Here is a 16338-nt window from a genome sequence, read left to right as displayed (position 1 = left end):
TGGCCGGCCGCGTCAACCTCTGGCGACCTAACAAATGCGTGCCGGCCGAGCCGACGCAAACTCCGGCTTTGACAATTCCTGCCGTCTTGATATCATTTGCATACGAATGAATTTTCCGGCGCCGATGCCGGCAGAGTCTTTCGAAACACCGGTTTCTGGAAGACCTCTTTTCTGGAAGGCAAAGCGTGATCCGTTACGCGAAACCCACCTCGGTCGACGAAGCGCTCGCTTTGCTTGGCGAGGGCGCCTGGCGCATCCTTGCCGGCGGCACCGACTTCTATCCGGCACAGGGCAGCAAACCCTTCCGCGACAATGTTCTCGATATCAACGGTCTGGCTTCGCTGCGCGGCATTGCCGAAACGGACGACCACTTCGTCATCGGCGCGCGCACGACCTGGACCGACATTATCCGCCATCGCTTGCCGCCGGCCTTCGACGCGCTGAAACAGGCGGCGCGAGAGGTCGGCTCGGCGCAGATCCAGAACGTCGCCTCGGTCGCCGGCAATCTCTGCAACGCGTCGCCTGCCGCCGACGGCGTGCCGGGCCTGCTCGTCCTCGATGCCGAGGTCGAGCTGCGCTCCGTGGCAGCCACGCGGCATCTGCGGCTGCAGGACTTCATTCTTGGCAACCGCCGCACGGCGCTGCTGCCCGGTGAGATGGTGACGGCCATCCGCGTGCCGAAGCCCAGCGGCACGTCGGCTTTCGTCAAGCTCGGCGCCCGGCGCTACCTCGTCATTTCCATCGCCATGGTGGCGGCGCGTCTGGTCGTCGACAACAGCACTGTCGCCGAAGCGGCGGTCGCCGCCGGCTCCTGTTCGGTGGTGGCCAAGCGGCTGGCCGGTGTCGAAGCCGCGCTGCGCGGACTGCCGGTGGACGGCGGACTTGCCGACGCGATCCTGGCCGCGCCGATGAGCGAACTGTCACCCATCGCCGACGTACGCGGCAGCGCCGAATACCGGCTCGATGCGGTGCGCGAGATTGTCGCCCGCGCCGTGCTTGCGGCTGTGGGGCGAACGACTGGCGACGAGGTGGCGGCGGCATGAGCCAAGTTCAGCCTGATATGCGTGAAGCCCTGCCCGGTCCGGGCGCCGTTCGGCCTGCTCTCGGCCCAGAACGAGCCGACATCGCCTTCGAGGTCAATGGCGCCGCCATCTCCGTCAACGTACCGCCGCTGCGCCGACTGTCCTTGGTGCTACGCGATGAATTGCTGCTGACCGGCACCAAGGTCGGCTGCGATGCCGGTGATTGCGGCGCTTGCACGGTGCTGGTCGACGGCGATCCCGTCTGCGCTTGCCTGATGCCGGCTGCATCCGTCGCCGGGGCGTCGGTGACGACGGTCGAAGGCCTCGCCAATGGCCGGCTGTCGGCGCTGCAGGCCTCGTTCCTTGCCCATGGCGCGGCGCAGTGCGGCATCTGCACGCCGGCGCTGCTGGTCGCGGCAACCGCATTGCTGGACAAGCAGCCCCGCCCTACCGAGGCGGAGGTGCAGGATGCGCTGGGCGGTATTCTCTGCCGCTGCACCGGCTACCGGAAGATCATCGCGGCGGTGATGGATGCCTCCCTGCAGGCAGCAAGCCTCGATTTCCGCTTGCCTCAATCCGGCCATGCGATCGGTTCCTCGCCCATCAGGCTCGACGGCGTGCCGAAGGTCACCGGGGCTGAGAAATTCGGCGGCGATTCCTTCCCCGCCGATGCGCTGGCCGTGCTGGTGGTCCGCTCGCCGCATTATCACGCCAGCTTCGCCTTCGGCGATCTCGACGGCTGGGCGAAGGCGCATCCCGGCATCGCCGGTGTCTTCACAGCCGCCGACATTCCGGGGAAGAACTGTTTCGGCGCTATCGGCCCGTTCGCCGACCAGCCAGCGCTGGCCGAAGGGTTTTCACGGCTTCGCGGCGAAGCGGTGGCGCTGGTCGCCGGCGAGCGCGAGGCGATCCTCGATCTCGATTTGTCGGATTTTCCTATCCGCTGGAGCGAACTGCCGCATTTTCTGCAACCTGCCGAAGCGCAGGCCGAGGGTGCCGCGCTGATCCATGAAAGTCGGCCGGCGAACCTGCTCACCTCCGGCCTGGTCGAACGCGGCAACCCGGAAGCGGCGCTTGCCGACGCGGCGGTCACCGTGTCTGGCGCCATCGACACCTCCTATGTCGAGCACGCCTATATCGAACCGGAAGCCGGCTATGCCTATCTGGACGGCGACACGCTGGTCGTCGTCGCCTGCACCCAGGCGCCTTACATGGACCGCGACGAGACGGCGAAGGTGCTCGGCCTTGCTGTCGACAAGGTGCGCATCGTGCCGACCGCGACCGGCGGCGGTTTCGGCTCCAAGCTCGACGTTTCGCTGCAGCCGCTGATCGGCCTGGTGGCGCTGAAGACGGGGCGGCCGGCGGCACTCGCCTACACCCGCACCGAGTCGATGATTTCGACCACCAAGCGCCATCCAGCTGTGATGAAAGCGACCATCGGCGCCGATGCCGATGGCCTTGTTACCGGGATGATCTTCTCAGGCGATTTCAACACCGGCGCCTATGCAAGCTGGGGGCCGACCGTCGCCAACCGCGTGCCGGTGCATGCGTCCGGGCCCTATGCGACGCCGAACTACCGAGCGGAGGGCCACGCCATTCACACCCATGGGCCGATCTCCGGCGCTTTCCGCGGCTTCGGCGTGCCGCAGGCGACGATCATGCAGGAGACGCTCTATGATGAGCTGGCCGACAAGCTCGGCATGGACCGGCTCGATTTTCGCTTGAAGAACTGCCTTCGGAACGGTTCCGAAACGGTTACCGGGCAGCGACTGGACTCCGGCGTCGGCATTGCCGAATGCCTCGAATCGCTACGCCCGCATTGGGCGCGCGCCACGACCGATGCGGATGCTTTCAACAGTGCCAACAGGGATAGAAAGCGCGGCGTTGGCGTCGCGTCGTGCTGGTACGGCTGCGGCAACACCTCGCTGCCCAACCCGTCGACAATCCGGGTCGGCATCGCAGCTGACGGCACGGTCATCCTGCACCAGGGCGCCGTCGATATCGGCCAGGGTTCGAACACGGTCATCACCCAGATCTGCGCCGACGCGCTCGGCCTGCCGCTGGAGAAATTCCAGCTGAAGAGCGCCGATACTTCAATCACTCCCGACGCCGGCAAGACCTCGGCCTCGCGCCAGACCTTCGTCACCGGCAAAGCCGCCGAAAAAGCCGGGCGCGCCTTGCGCGACAAGATCCTGCGCTTTGCCAATGTTTCCGGAAACGCGGCCCTGCAACTCGACGGCCAGGCGATCGTCATCCGCGAAGGCGAAGCCACGCGCCGTATCGATCTCGCCTCGCTCGACGTGGATGCCGAAGGCTTCGTCTTCCGCGCCCAGGAGACCTACGACCCGCCGACGCTGCCGCTCGATGCCAAGGGACAGGGCAAACCCTACGCCGTCTACGGCTTTGGCGCGCAGATCGCCGAACTTGAGGTCGACCTCAAGCTCGGCACGGTCAAGCTCATCAAGATCACCGCCGCGCACGATGTCGGCAAGGCGATCAACCCGCTGCTGGTCGAGGGCCAGATCGAGGGCGGCATCGCACAAGGCATCGGTATGGCGCTGATGGAGGAGTACATCCCCGGCCGTACCGAGAATTTGCACGACTATCTCATCCCGACCATTGGCGACGTGCCGCCGATCGAAACCATCCTGATCGAGGTTCCCGATCCGGAAGGCCCATTCGGCGCCAAGGGGCTGGGCGAACATGTGCTGATCCCGACGGCGCCGGCGATCCTCAACGCCATCCGCCATGCCACCGGTGTTCTCATCACCAAGGTTCCGGCGACGCCGACGCGGATCCGCGCTGGCATCCGTGAAAAAGATGGCATCCGCGAAAAGGAGGCACGCCGATGAGCGAGCTTGCCGAACGCTTCGAAACGCATGACCCCGGCGAGAAGCTGGTGGCGGAGAAGATCCGCTGCGATGCCTGTCCGGTGATGTGCTACATCGCCGATGGCCGCACCGGCGCCTGCGACCGCTACGGCAATGTCGGCGGCAGGATCGTGCGGATGGACCCGCTGACCATCCTCGACCATGCGGCCGAAACCGGCGCGGCAATCGTGCCCTTCGTCGCCGAGGGCGAGGCCTGGGATGGCGAACTGGTCAACACCGGGCGCCGCTTCGTCACCGCCATTGGTGCCGGCACGACTTATCCCGACTACAAGCCGGCCCCCTTCATCGTCAGCCAGGAGGTCGAAGGCGTCGATCTCGTCACCGTCGTCACCGAGGGCATTTTCTCCTATTGCGGCGTCAAGGTGAAGATCGACACCGACCGGCATCTCGGCCCCGAGACGGCAATAGTCCGCGCAGCGGGCGAAGCGATCGGCCATGTCACGACGGGTGAATATGGCTCGCAGATGCTGTCGCTGGGCGGCGTGCATCATCTGACCGGCGGCTCGAAGGCCGAAGGCCGCGCGACCTGTGTCGCGCTGCTCAATCTGTGCAACCGCAAGCCGGTGGAATTGGCCATAGACGGCGGCGCCACCATAACAGTCGAAGCCGGCAAACCGCCTGTCATCGACGGCAAGCAGGAACACCGCATGCGTGTCGGCTGCGGCTCGGCAACCATCGGCATGTTCGCCACGCAATGGCGTGGCCTGGTCGACGAGGTGGTGGTGGTCGACGACCACATCACCGGCGTCGTTTCGGAGCATCAGGCCGGCAAGGTGCTGGGCTGGCAGGATACGGGTATAAAAATCATCGGCCGCCGTTCGACGCCGGGCCGCTATTTCAAGGTCTCCGAGCCCGGGTTGGGCTGGGGCGGCACCAGCATTTCCGACCCGCTGTCGATTCTCGGCGAGTGGAATGCCAAGAAGGGCGCGCGGCCGGGCCTGTCGCTGCTGATGGTTTCGACCACCGGCGAGCAGTTCGCCTATTACGAGCTCGACGACGAACTGAAGCCGGTCCAAAAACCGTTTCCCGAACGGCTGCAAAAGTCCGTCGGGCTGATCGAGGACAATTGTGAGCCGGCTTTGTGCACCGTGCTGTTTATCGGCGGCGCCGGCGGTTCACTGCGCGCCGGCGTCACCGAAAACCCGGTCAACCTCACCCGTTCCGTGCAGGGCCTGACCACCTATGTGACGGTCGGCGGCGCGCCGGTCTATGTCTGGCCGGGCGGCGGCATCACGCTGATGGTCGATGTCACCAGGGTGCCGGAAGGCGCCTTCGGCTATGTCCCGACGCCGGCGCTGGTGGCGCCGATCGAATTCACCTTGCGCCGCGACGACTACATCAGGCTGGGCGGCTACGAGGCCGAGATCCGCAGCGTCGAGGATATCGTTGCCAAGGGTGGCGAATACCTCAATCCGCGCCGCGGCACCGGTGCTACGGCCAGCAATCCATGGCCGCCGCTGGCGCAATTGCGCCGCGCGGCGTCGAACGAGACCGGATGATGGACGGCCCGCAAACGCATTGGCTGCAGGACGGCAAGCGGCTGCATCTCAACCACGGGCCGATCGACCTGATCGTCGAGGCCTTTGGCGAAGCGGATGAGTGTCGTGCTGCCTACACTCAAGCCGTCACGCGCTTTCAGACGATCCTGATGGAGTTGGTCGAGGAGCTCCCCGAATTGCGGCTCCCGGCGTTTTTCCTGGCGCCGCGCACCTTCGCCGGCCCGACGGCGCACCGCATGGAAGCAGCCGTCATACCCCTGGCGGAATGCTTCATAACACCGATGGCCGCAGTTGCAGGATCGGTAGCCGACGAAATGCTCGCCGCATTGCTTGCCGGTCGCAAGCTCGATCGCGCCTATGTCAACAATGGCGGCGACTGCGCAATCCATATCGGCAAGGGCCAGTCGATGGGCTTGGCGATCGCCGGCACCGGCAACGGCATCGCCGACCGGATCACGATCCGCGCGGAAGATGGCATTCGCGGCGTCGCCACCAGCGGCTGGCGCGGCCGCTCCTTCTCACTTGGCATTGCAGACGCCGTCACCGTGCTGGCGCGGACTGGCGCCGAGGCCGATGCGGCGGCGACGCTCATTGCCAACGCGGTGGACCTGCCCGGCAATCCGGCCATCAAGCGCATTCCCGCACACGAACTGTCGCCTGACAGCGATCTCGGCGCGCGCCTGGTGACACATGGCGTCGGCACGCTTGCACCTGGCGAAGTGGTGCGGGCGCTGGACAATGGCCTTGCCGTCGCCGAAGATTTTCGCCGGCGCGGCCTGATTGCCGGATCGGCGCTGTTTCTTGGCGGTGAGATCCGCATCAGTGGCTCGGTTGCGCTTGCCGCGCCCAACAAAAGTTTGAGGGAGGAAGTTGCCCATGCCTGAGTTTCCGATCCGCAAGATCGCGGTGCTGACCGAAGAGATCTTCCATGAGGGCGGGCCGCTGGCCAAGGTGCCGCGCCGCCGCGCCGCCGCCATGGCGCTGGTCAAGAACCCATTCGCCGGGCGCTATGTCGAGGACCTACAGAGTGCCATGGACGATCTAAAGCCGCTTGGCCTGCTGCTTGCCGACCGGCTGATCGCGGCGCTCGGCGGCGACGTGAAACAGATCGACGGCTATGGCAAGGGCGCCATTGTCGGCACGGGGGGTGAGCTGGAGCACGGTGCACTCTGGCATGTGCCCGGCGGCTACGCCATGCGCGAACGGCTCGGCGACGCCAAGGCGATCGTGCCGTCGGCGAAGAAGGTTGGCGCTTTCGGTTCAAAGCTCGACGTGCCGCTCGGCCACATCAACGCCGCCTATGTGCGCAGCCATTTCGATGCCATGGAAGTCGGCATCAGCGATGGCCCGCGCCCCGACGAGATCCTGTTCTGCCTCGCCATGACCTGCGGCCCGCGCGTGCACGACCGCATGGGTGGCTTGGCCGCCGGGGATATCAAGGCCTGGGACGGGCTGCGGTGAGCACCGAGGACAATCTGCTGAAGCTGGTCGAGGTCGAGACGCCGGACGACCAGGATTACCTCTTGCAGGAACAGGTCGGCTTCATCCTGCGCAAGGCGCATCAGCGGCATGTCTCGATCTTTGCCGCGCATATCGGCGATCTGACGCCGCCGCAATTCGCCGCACTCGCCAAGCTGCGCGATGTCGGCGAGACCTCGCAGAACCAGCTCGGCACGCTGATCGCCATGGACGCGGCGACGGTGAAGGGCGTCATCGACCGGCTGAAGGCGCGCGGCCTGGTCGAGCTTTCCAAGCACGAGGTCGACAAAAGGCGGCTGCTGGTCAATCTGACCGCGGAGGGGCGCGACGCCATCGAGCGCCTGATCCCGCTGGCCCGCGAAATCACCCAGGAGACGCTGGCGCCGCTCTCGGCCAAGGAGATCGCCACCTTCATGAAATTGCTGGCCAAGCTGGCTTAGATCGTCCTGCCGGGCGCCAAAAAGCACCCGGCAGGACGTTTTGGCTCAGAGGCCGTTGTCCTTCAGCACCTGGGCGGCGTTTTCCTTGGTGATCTTCTCGGTCGGCAAAGTGATGGTCTTTTCGACCTTCTCGCCGTTGAGGAACTTGATCGCCTGGCGCAGGCCTTCGGCGCCGGGGGTGACATAGGTGAAGGTGGCCGTCAGCTCGCCCTTGTTCACCATTTGCACGCCTTCGTTGGGCAGACCGTCGATGCCGATGAACTTGATGTCCTTCTCGCGGCCGACATCCTTGGCAGCGAGATAGGCGCCGTAGGCCATCGGGTCGTTGTGGCCGTAAACGAGATCGATCTTCTCGTTGCTCTTCAGCGCGTTGGCCATCAGATTATAGGCTTGGTCCTGCTTCCAGTCGCCCGATTGCTGGTCGAGCAGATATTTGATGCCCGGCTCCTTGTCGGTGAACTCGTGGAAGCCGTTATGGCGGTCATGCGCCGGCTGGGTGCCCATGCCGCCCCAGATCTCGACGACATTGCCCGCAGCCTTGCCCTTGCCGCCTAGCAGCTCGACGGCATATTCGCCGGCCGCGCGGCCTATCAGCGCGTTGTCGCCGCCGACGAACTGGGTGTAGTCCTTGGTGTCGACATTGCGGTCGAGCACGAAGACCGGAATCTTGGCGTCGATCGCCTGCTGCACGACGCCGGTCAGGCCGGCGGATTCCTTCGGTGATACCAGCAGTGCGTCGACCTCCTGACGGATCAGGTTCTCGACATCGGCGACCTGCTTTTCGGTCTTGTCCTCGCCGTCGGTGATGATCAGCTCGACCTCGGGATGCTTGGCGGCTTCAGCCAGGATGTCCTTGTTGAACTGCGCGCGCCAGGGCTCGATGGTCGTCACCTGCGAGAAGCCGATCTTCCACTTCTTGTCCTGGGCATAGGCATTGCCGGTGGTCAGAAGCGCGGTGGTGGTCAGCAGTGCCGCGGTCATGGCGGCAAGCTTCAGCATGTCACGTCGTTTCATTCTTGTTTCCTCCGAGATTGAGAGACGGTGTCTCTTGCGACGGCCGCTTTGCCGCGGTCGTTTCCTTGTGCGCCGCTTGCCCGCCGGGCAGGCGCAGATAGGCCAGGAGATCACCGGCATTGCGCTCCTGCACGAGCACGGTGCCGATGATGATCATCCCCTTCAGCACCAGCTGAAGGTTCGAATTGATGTTGTGGAGCTGCAGGATGTTGGAGAGCAGCCCGAAGATCAGCACGCCGCAGAACGTGCCGGTGAGGCTGCCGCGCCCGCCCATCAGGCTGGTGCCGCCGATGACGACGGCGGCGATGGCATCCAGTTCCAGCCCGGCGCCGGCATCCGGCTTGCCTTGCCTATACTGCGCGACATAGAGCACGGCGGCGATACCGGCGAGCAGTCCGGAGATGGCATAGGTGGCGATCTTGACGCGACCGGCGGCGATGCCGGAGAGCCGCGCCGCTTCCTCATTGCCGCCGATGGCATAGACATAGCGGCCGAACGGCGTGAAGCGCAGCACCGCGCCATAGATCAGGATGGCGCCGAGGAAGAACAGACCCGGCATCGGGATGACGCCGAACACCAGCGAGCGCAGGATCTCGAAATCGGCGGTGGCATTCGAGCCGGTATAGACCGGCAGCACCGCATTGTTCTGGCCGGCGGTGAGCCGGGCGATGCCGAGCGCCGTCACCATCATCGCCAGGGTGACGATGAAGGGCTGCAGCCGCCCGGCAACGATGATGAAGCCGTTGAGCGCACCAAACAGCAAGCCGACACACGGCGCCACCAGCAGCACGCCAGGCACGCCGAATTTCGACCCGATCTGCGGCAGCAGGTACCACAGGGACAGGCAGCACAGGACCACGCCGACGACGGCGGGCGTGACCAGGCCGCGAATGCCGTCCAACCTGATGTCGCGGACGAGATCGGCGCCGGCTCGGGATTTTGCGAGGTTCTGGAAGATGAAGCGGGTGACGACGAAGCCGAGGCAAAGCGCCACCAGTGCGACGGTCGGCACGCCCAGCACGACGCCCGGCGTCACGCCAGGAACCGTCAGCAGCATGGCGCAGACCACCGAGCAGATGGCCATCAGCGAGCCGACGGAGAGATCGATGCCGCCGGTGATGATGACAGCCGTCATGCCGGTGGCGATCAGCCCGGTGGTCGACACCTGGCGCAGCACGTCGAGCAGATTGCCGTAGGAGAGGAAGATGTTGTTGCCCTTCGAACTCATCGGCGAGCCCAGCACGCCGATCAGGAAGATGGCGATCAGGCCCCAATAGAGCTTGGTCCGGGACAGGAGTTTCAGGGCAGTCATGCGGCTGGTCTCGATATGGTTCGGCGCGGTGCGGCGAGGCGCATGATGGCCTCCTCGCTGGCCGCGTCGCGGGAAAGGATGCCTGTCTGGCGGCCGTCGGCCATCACCAGGATGCGGTCGGAGAGATGCAAAAGCTCCGGCAGTTCCGAGCTGATGACGGCGATGGCAAGGCCGTCGCGCGCCAGCTTGAAGATCAGGTCGTAGATCTCGCGCTTGGCGCCGACATCGATGCCGCGCGTCGGCTCGTCCAGCAACAGCACCCTCGGCCTGGTCGCCAGCCACTTGCCGATGACGACCTTCTGCTGGTTGCCGCCGGACAGCGTGCCGGCGGGCTGGTCGATGTCCTGGCAGCGGATGCCGAGCGCCTTGACCGCCTGCCGCGCCAATCCCTGTTCGCCGGCCAGCGAGCGGATGCCGAAGCGCGCCAGCGATCCGACCAGCGGCAGCGCGACATTGTCCGTGATCGATGCCTGCAGATGCAGGCCTTGCGTCTTGCGGTCCTCGGTGACCAGCGCAATGCCCAACCGCCTTGCATCGCGGGGCGAACGGATATCCACGGGTCGGCCGTCGACCTGGATTTCGCCACCGGTACGACCATCGCTCGAGCCGAAGATCGCTTCCAGGATCTCGGTGCGGCCCGAACCCAGCAGCCCGCCAATGCCGAGGATTTCTCCGGCGGCAAGATCGAAGCCGACGCCGTCGATCACCGTGCGCCAGCCATGCGCATCGGGCTTCGACAGCGACAGGTTTTCGACCGAAAGCACGATCTTGCCGCCGGAGTGGCGCTCTTCCTGGGAGGAAGCGAGCAGGTTTCGTCCGACCATCGCCGAAATGATCGCGTCTTCGTCGAGCCTGGCCATCGGCTCGGTCAGCACATGGCGCCCGTCGCGAAACACGGTGACGCGGCTGGCCAGATGCATGACCTCGTCGATGCGGTGCGAGATGTAGACGATGGCGACACCGCTGTCGGCAAGCTGGCGGATGATGCGGAACAGCCGCTGGCATTCGGCTGGCGACAGCGCCGAGGTCGGCTCATCCATGATCAGGATGCGTGCCGACATCGACAAAGCCTTGGCGATCTCAACCAGCTGCTGTTCGCCGACGCGCAAGGCGCCGACGCGGGCTTGCGGATCGAGTTCGATGCCGAGCCGCTGCAACAAAGCACCCGCCGCGCGGCTGCTCGCCTTGCGGTCGACGATCAGGCCCGCGATCAGCTTCTCGCGGCCGAGGAAGATGTTGTCGGCGACGCTGAGTTCGGGCACCAGGTTGAGCTCCTGGTGAATGATGGCGATGCCGGCATCCTCGGCGTCACGCACGCCGGCGAAGCTGACGGGGCGGCCATCGACGCTAACCGTGCCTTCATAGCCGGTGTAGACGCCGGAGAGTATCTTCATCAGCGTCGATTTGCCGGCGCCGTTCTCGCCCATCAAGGCATGAACCTCGCCGCGTCGCAGCTCGAAGCCGACATCGACCAGGGCGGCGATGCCGCCGAAGCTCTTGGAGACGCGCTCGGCGCTCAGAACGGTGTCTGACCGATCCGCCGCACCGTGCTCCGGGGAAAGGGAACTCGCGTGTTCCATGACAATGGCGGCCTCCCTTCCGTCGTCGTCAACTTCCCGCAAACGCTAATCTAAACGTTTCGATCGTGTCAAGCCGATATCCGGTGACGGAAGTTTGATGCATTTCGATTCTTGCTAAAAAAGGTGGTATTCCGTAGGTATTGGCAGCAAGGGGTAACGAAACGTTTCGAAAATGACAGCGTCAGGGCGAAAAAAGCAGCGTAGATCCACCGCACCCACAATGCTTCATGTGGCCGAGGCGGCGCGTGTCTCGGTCGCCACCGTGTCGGCGTTGATCAACGGCACGGCGACGGTCAGTCCGGAACTCAGCCAGCGCATCGAACAGGCGATCCGCGATATCGGCTACAAGCGCAATGCGATCGCCCGCAGCCTGAAGATGGGCACGACCCGCACCATCGGGCTGACCGTGCCGCACATCACCAACCCGTTCTTCACAGATGTCGTCTCGGTCATCCAGCAGGCCTTCGACCGGGCCGGCTATGCCGTCATGCTGTGCTGCACGGACGAGGATTTGAACACCCAGGACGACCAGATCCGGCTGCTGCTCGACCGCATGGTCGACGGGCTGATCGTGGCGCGCGTCGGCGACGGCGCGATCCTCAAGGGGATCGTCGACGACGCCAATGTGCCGGTCGTGCTGCTCGACCGCATCTGCGAGGGCGTCGACACCGATACAGTGGTGCTCGACAACCAGCGCGCGGTGTTCGACGCCATCACCTACCTGATCAACCTCGGCCATCGGCGCATTGGCTACATCACCGGCACATCGGATATTTCGCCGATGCATGACCGCATGGCGGGATACCGCGAGGCGCTGCACGCCGCCGGGCTGCCGATCGCGGAGGAGCTGATCCGCTTCGGCAATTTCCACGAGATCGACGGCTATAACGCCACCATGCAGATGCTTTCCTCGCACGATCGGCCAAGCGCGATTTTTTCCGCCAACAACCCGATGGTGATCGGCACCATGAAGGCGATCCGCGACATCGGCCTGTCCTGCCCGGAGGATATTTCGGTTGCCTGCTTCGACGACTTTCCATGGTCCGACGTGTTCCAGCCGCAACTGACCACGGTGGCGCAACCGGTGCAGGCGATCGGCGAACAGGCGGCCAATCTGCTTCTCGACCGTCTCGCCGGCAACAGGGACGCGCCGCCGCGCAAGCTGGTGCTCAAGGGCCGGCTGATGATCCGCAATTCATGCCGCCCGCTGGGAGCGATGGCACAGAGTGTGAGCGCATAGCGCCCACTTCGTCGGCGGAGTCAGAGCCCAAACGCCTCCGAACAAAGCTCCTGCAGTTTCGGAAAGACGCCTTTGCCACCCGTGATGACCAGCGTGCCCTTCTGCAGCACCGTCTTCGGATCGGGTTTCGCGACGGTGCCGCCGGCTTCCTCGACCAGAAGCATGCCGGCCAGGCAGTCCCAGGCGTTCATGTGCTCTTCGACATAGCCAAGCAGCCGGCCGGCGGCGACATAGGCGAGCATCAGCGCGCCGGACGCATTGCGGAAGAAAACGCCGCCTTGCACCATAAGCGTGCGGATCAGCACGGCGATATTTTCGGTGTCGGCGCGGTTTGAAAATCCGGTTCCGACGGACCCTTCCTTGATGCTGGTCGCAGCACTGGTCCTGATCGGCCGGCCGTTGACGAAGGCGCCGCCGCCCAGCCTGCCGTGAAACGTCTCGCCGGTCGACGGCTCATGGATGACGCCAACCACGGCCTCCCCGTCCCTGGTGCAGGCGATCACCACGCACCAGGCCGGAATGCCGCGCACGAAATTGGCGGTGCCGTCGATCGGGTCGATGACCCAGACATAGCCAGTCTGGCCGGCAACCGAGGCATGTTCCTCGCCGACGATGCCATCTTGCGGATAATCAGCGGCGATTGCGGCGCGGATGAACAGTTCGACCTCGCGGTCGCCGTCCGAGACCAGGTCCTGGTGGCCCTTGCTCTCGATGGTCAGGTTTTCCAGGTCGCGAAAATATTTCAGGCCGAGTTCGCCTGCCCGCCGGGCCAGATCGATGGCAAATTGCATGCGGGCGTCATGGTCATCGTTCATGGGGGCGCTCGATCTTGCGGAAGGGTGGCCTGCCTTTAGCAGAGGCGGACCGCACCTTCCAAGCCAAGAGTATCTCGTACCAGGACTGTCAGGCCGCTTGCGACAGCGATTTATGGGCCTCGGCGAGGATCTCGAACGACCGCACCCGCGCTGCATGGTCTGATATCTGCGCGGTGACCATCAGCTCGTCGGCGCCGGTGCGGCGCACGAAGGCATCGATGCCTTGCCTGACCGTTTCCGGGGAGCCGACGACAGCGCAGGACAGCGCCTGGTCGAGCATGGTCTTTGCCATCGGATCGAGATCGCGGTCATAGTTCTCGACAGGTGGCGGCAGCCGGCCGGCCCGGCCCGTGCGCAGATTGACAAAAGCCTGCTGCAACGAGGTGAACAACAAACGTGCCTCGGCGTCGGATGGCGCGGCAAAGACGTTGAGGCCGAGCATGACATGCGGCTTGTCGAGCTGCTCGGACGGCTGGAAGCGCGAGCGGTAGATGTCCAGCGCGTGATCCAGCTCCGCCGGCGCGAAATGCGAGGCGAAGGCGTAGGGCAGGCCGAGCATGGCGGCGAGCTGCGCACCGTAGAGGCTGGAGCCGAGGATCCAGACCGGCACGTTCTGGCCTTCGCCGGGCACGGCGCGGATGCGCTGGCCTTCCTCGGCCGGCTGGAAATAGCCCATCAGCTCGACGACATCCTGCGGGAAATTGTCGACGCCGGCCTCGAGGTTGCGGCGCAAGGCACGGGCCGTGCCCATATCGGTGCCGGGCGCCCGGCCGATGCCGAGATCGATACGGCCCGGATGCAAGGCGGCCAGCGTGCCGAACTGCTCGGCAATGACCAGCGGCGCATGGTTGGGCAGCATGATGCCGCCGGCACCGACGCGAATGGTCTTCGTGCCACCGGCGACATGGGCGATGACGACAGCGGTTGCCGCACTGGCGATCCCCGGCATGTTGTGATGCTCGGCCAGCCAGTAGCGCTTGTAGCCCAGCCGCTCGGCATGGCGGGCAAGATCGAGCGAGTTGGCCAGCGACTGCGAGGCATCGCTGCCTTCGATGATCGGCGACAGATCGAGAACGGAAAGGTCGGTCATGAACGGTATCCTGTGTCAGGACCGCATGTAGGAAGCGCCCGGCGACGCCGCAAATTCAAAAATATTGATCAACCTTTCGCGGGTTCGGTGTCGGCGTTGTCGTCCTCCTCGACGACGGTCGTCTGCTGCGCGGCGAGAAAATTGCCGACATGGCTCAGCCCATCGAAATGATCGCAGAACACCTTGATGACGACCAGGAGAGGCACCGCCATCAGCGCGCCGACGAAGCCCCATAGCCATGACCAGAAGGCGATGGCGATGAAGATCGCCACGGCGTTGATCTCGAGGCGCCGGCCGACCACCATCGGCGTCACGAACTGGCCTTCGACGATGTCACACAACAGCACGAAGGCCGGCGCCAGCAGTGCGTAGGCGATTGTGTCGAAGCTGATCAGCGCCATGATCGTGACAAGCACGATGGTGATCAGCGCTCCGACATAGGGCAGGAAGTTGAGCAATGCCGCGGCCACGCCCCAGACCAGCGGGTTGGGCATGCCTAGTGCCCACAGGCCAAGGCCGATGACGGCGCCGAGACCGGCATTGATGATGGTGACGGTGAGCAGATAGTGCGAGATTTCGCGCTCGACGTCATAGACGACGCGTAGCGCCCGCTTCTTTTCGCTGAGACGGGCGAAGGACTGGATGATCTTTTCATAGAACATCGTGCCGGACGCGAGCAGGAACAGCGACAGCACGAAGATGATGGTGAGGCTTGTTCCCGCCGACAGGATGTTGCTGGCCGCCGCCGACATGATGCCGGACTGCGCCACCGCCACCTTCTGGATGCCCGGCTCCTGCGAGGTCTCGGTCAGCTGTTCGACCTGATGCGAGATCTGCATGATCTTCTCGAACGGTTGCCGCAATTGCGCCAGCCGTTCGGTGAGTTGCTGGCCGATCGACGAGGTGTTGTTGATGAGGTCGATGATCGGGCTGCTGAGCAGGTAACCGGCGCTGGCAAAGATGCAGATCGACAACAGCACCAGAAGGCTCGCGGAAATCACTTCGGGGATACCGTGCTTGCGCAGGAGCCGAACGATGGGCGTCAGCGTCAGAGCCAGCAGGAAAGCCAGGATGACCGGCATGAAGAAGGCGCGGGCAAAGTAGAGCGCGTAGATGGCCATGAACAGGAAGATGCCGATCAGCAGTGAACGCATCAGATGCGTGTCGGCACGAGCCGCGACGCGCGCGTCGTCAACCTCGGCAACGCCTGTGCTCAAAGCGGCGGGTTCGGCTTTCATCACGGTCCCTCAACGGCGCACCGCAATTGGTGCCATCCGTCGGTGGAAAACGCTGACGTGGCTTCAAGGTTCCTTTAGCCGGCAAGGCCTGCGCCCGTAGGCCTTGCCATTGGCTCAGGCGACGGGCGCAGCCAGTGCCGGTGCGGCCTTGGACGTTTCCTTGCGTACGATCGGCGCCACCCTGGTGCCGTAGAGTTCGATCGCCTTCATGATCTTGGCATGCGGCATGGTGCCGATCGCCATCTGCAGCAGGAAGCGGTCATTGCCGAAGATCTTCTGCTGAGCAACGATCTTCTCGGCCACCTGCTCGGGGCTGCCGACGAACAAGGCGCCATCAGGACCACGCGACTGGTCGAAATGCGCCCGCGATGTCGGTCCCCAGCCGCGCTCGCGGCCGATGCGGTTCATCACTTCCGCCTGCGGGCCGTAAAAATCGTCGGCCGCCTGCTCGGTCGTTTCGGCGATGAAGCCGTGCACGTTGATGCTGGTGGCAAGGCCCGCCGGATCGCTGCCGGCGCGCTTGGCGGCCTCACGGTAGAGATCGAACAGCGGCGCGAAGCGCGCCGGCTCGCCGCCGATGATCGCGAGCGCCAGCGGCAGGCCAAGGGCACCCGCGCGCGCCGCCGATTGTGGCGTGCCGCCAATGGCGATCCACACCGGCAGCCTGTCCTGGAAGGGCCGGGGATAAACGCCGCGATCATTGATCGGCGTACGCAGA

At 64.8% G+C, this 16338-nt stretch carries 14 protein-coding genes; 7 read left to right on the top strand and 7 right to left on the bottom strand.

Translation table 11 applies throughout. The features are described 5' to 3' along the window. Positions 1–185 precede the first annotated feature (185 nt). Genes EN993_RS05555 through EN993_RS05530 form a run of 6 tightly spaced genes read left to right on the top strand, consistent with a single transcriptional unit; the run spans position 186 to position 7331 of the window. Complete coding sequence (locus EN993_RS05555) at positions 186–1043, top strand: xanthine dehydrogenase family protein subunit M (protein ID WP_126067177.1); 858 nt, start codon at positions 186–188, stop codon at positions 1041–1043. Further along, positions 1040–3874, top strand: a complete 2835-nt coding sequence (locus tag EN993_RS05550) for a molybdopterin-dependent oxidoreductase (RefSeq protein ID WP_127262593.1) — start codon at positions 1040–1042, stop codon at positions 3872–3874. Before EN993_RS05555 ends, EN993_RS05550 begins: the two co-directional genes overlap by 4 nt. Then, on the top strand, positions 3871–5412 hold the full coding sequence (locus EN993_RS05545) for a 6-hydroxynicotinate reductase (protein WP_127262592.1): 1542 nt from the start codon (positions 3871–3873) through the stop codon (positions 5410–5412). The genes EN993_RS05550 and EN993_RS05545 overlap by 4 nt, the downstream gene beginning before the upstream one ends. Further along, positions 5412–6296 carry a UPF0280 family protein gene (locus tag EN993_RS05540; RefSeq protein ID WP_127262607.1) on the top strand — a complete coding sequence of 295 codons (885 nt, stop codon included), beginning with the start codon at positions 5412–5414 and terminating at the stop codon, positions 6294–6296. Before EN993_RS05545 ends, EN993_RS05540 begins: the two co-directional genes overlap by 1 nt. After that, entirely contained in the window at positions 6289–6873 is a 585-nt protein-coding gene (locus EN993_RS05535) for an amino acid synthesis family protein (protein WP_127262591.1), read from the top strand. Before EN993_RS05540 ends, EN993_RS05535 begins: the two co-directional genes overlap by 8 nt. Beyond that, positions 6870–7331 carry a MarR family transcriptional regulator gene (locus tag EN993_RS05530; protein ID WP_109667225.1) on the top strand — a complete coding sequence of 154 codons (462 nt, stop codon included), beginning with the start codon at positions 6870–6872 and terminating at the stop codon, positions 7329–7331. The genes EN993_RS05535 and EN993_RS05530 overlap by 4 nt, the downstream gene beginning before the upstream one ends. 45 nt (positions 7332–7376) lie before the next feature. Here the strand turns inward: EN993_RS05530 and EN993_RS05525 are convergent, their stop codons facing one another. The 3 genes from EN993_RS05525 to EN993_RS05515 are packed head-to-tail and all read right to left on the bottom strand — an operon-like array spanning position 7377 to position 11237. Continuing rightward, positions 7377–8345 (bottom strand): substrate-binding domain-containing protein, encoded by a 969-nt coding sequence (locus EN993_RS05525; protein ID WP_127262590.1) that lies wholly within the window; start codon positions 8343–8345, stop codon positions 7377–7379. Further along, positions 8332–9657: an ABC transporter permease gene (locus tag EN993_RS05520; RefSeq protein ID WP_127262589.1), complete on the bottom strand. Its 1326-nt coding sequence runs from the start codon at positions 9655–9657 to the stop codon at positions 8332–8334. The genes EN993_RS05525 and EN993_RS05520 overlap by 14 nt, the downstream gene beginning before the upstream one ends. After that, the gene (locus EN993_RS05515) at positions 9654–11237 is read right to left on the bottom strand and encodes a sugar ABC transporter ATP-binding protein (RefSeq protein WP_109667762.1); all 1584 of its coding nucleotides are present in this window, start codon (positions 11235–11237) and stop codon (positions 9654–9656) included. Before EN993_RS05515 ends, EN993_RS05520 begins: the two co-directional genes overlap by 4 nt. A 220-nt stretch (positions 11238–11457) precedes the next feature. Here EN993_RS05515 and EN993_RS05510 point away from each other — a divergent pair, with 220 nt between their 5' ends. Then, positions 11458–12477 (top strand): LacI family DNA-binding transcriptional regulator, encoded by a 1020-nt coding sequence (locus EN993_RS05510; protein WP_109667232.1) that lies wholly within the window; start codon positions 11458–11460, stop codon positions 12475–12477. A gap of 20 nt (positions 12478–12497) precedes the next feature. Here EN993_RS05510 and EN993_RS05505 read toward each other — a convergent pair whose 3' ends face one another. The 4 genes from EN993_RS05505 to EN993_RS05490 form a co-directional block, all read right to left on the bottom strand. After that, positions 12498–13292: an inositol monophosphatase family protein gene (locus EN993_RS05505; RefSeq protein ID WP_109667234.1), complete on the bottom strand. Its 795-nt coding sequence runs from the start codon at positions 13290–13292 to the stop codon at positions 12498–12500. 88 nt (positions 13293–13380) lie between these two features. Then, positions 13381–14382 (bottom strand): LLM class flavin-dependent oxidoreductase, encoded by a 1002-nt coding sequence (locus EN993_RS05500; RefSeq protein WP_109667236.1) that lies wholly within the window; start codon positions 14380–14382, stop codon positions 13381–13383. Positions 14383–14450: 68 nt separating this feature from the next. Beyond that, on the bottom strand, positions 14451–15620 hold the full coding sequence (locus EN993_RS05495) for an AI-2E family transporter (protein ID WP_127262588.1): 1170 nt from the start codon (positions 15618–15620) through the stop codon (positions 14451–14453). Positions 15621–15734: 114 nt separating this feature from the next. Continuing rightward, a partial coding sequence (locus EN993_RS05490) for an LLM class flavin-dependent oxidoreductase (RefSeq protein ID WP_127262587.1) occupies positions 15735–16338 on the bottom strand: 604 nt, incomplete at its 5' end.

The sequence above is a fragment of the Mesorhizobium sp. M7D.F.Ca.US.004.01.2.1 genome (assembly GCF_003997785.1).
Taxonomy (GTDB): Bacteria; Pseudomonadota; Alphaproteobacteria; order Rhizobiales; family Rhizobiaceae; genus Mesorhizobium; species Mesorhizobium loti.
Note: the sequence above shows the minus strand (reverse complement) of the source record. Positions and strands in the feature narration are given on the sequence as shown.

Bases quoted from the DNA above. Each gene is read 5' to 3' on its own strand.
- EN993_RS05550 (WP_127262593.1), top strand. From the start codon at position 1,040: ATGAGCCAAGTTCAGCCTGATATGCGTGAAGCCCTGCCCGGTCCGGGC.
- EN993_RS05545 (WP_127262592.1), top strand. From the start codon at position 3,871: ATGAGCGAGCTTGCCGAACGCTTCGAAACGCATGACCCCGGCGAGAAG.
- EN993_RS05540 (WP_127262607.1), top strand. From the start codon at position 5,412: ATGGACGGCCCGCAAACGCATTGGCTGCAGGACGGCAAGCGGCTGCAT.
- EN993_RS05535 (WP_127262591.1), top strand. From the start codon at position 6,289: ATGCCTGAGTTTCCGATCCGCAAGATCGCGGTGCTGACCGAAGAGATC.
- EN993_RS05525 (WP_127262590.1), bottom strand. From the start codon at position 8,345: ATGAAACGACGTGACATGCTGAAGCTTGCCGCCATGACCGCGGCACTG.
- EN993_RS05520 (WP_127262589.1), bottom strand. From the start codon at position 9,657: ATGACTGCCCTGAAACTCCTGTCCCGGACCAAGCTCTATTGGGGCCTG.
- EN993_RS05515 (WP_109667762.1), bottom strand. From the start codon at position 11,237: ATGGAACACGCGAGTTCCCTTTCCCCGGAGCACGGTGCGGCGGATCGG.
- EN993_RS05510 (WP_109667232.1), top strand. From the start codon at position 11,458: ATGCTTCATGTGGCCGAGGCGGCGCGTGTCTCGGTCGCCACCGTGTCG.
- EN993_RS05505 (WP_109667234.1), bottom strand. From the start codon at position 13,292: ATGAACGATGACCATGACGCCCGCATGCAATTTGCCATCGATCTGGCC.
- EN993_RS05500 (WP_109667236.1), bottom strand. From the start codon at position 14,382: ATGACCGACCTTTCCGTTCTCGATCTGTCGCCGATCATCGAAGGCAGC.
- EN993_RS05495 (WP_127262588.1), bottom strand. From the start codon at position 15,620: ATGAAAGCCGAACCCGCCGCTTTGAGCACAGGCGTTGCCGAGGTTGAC.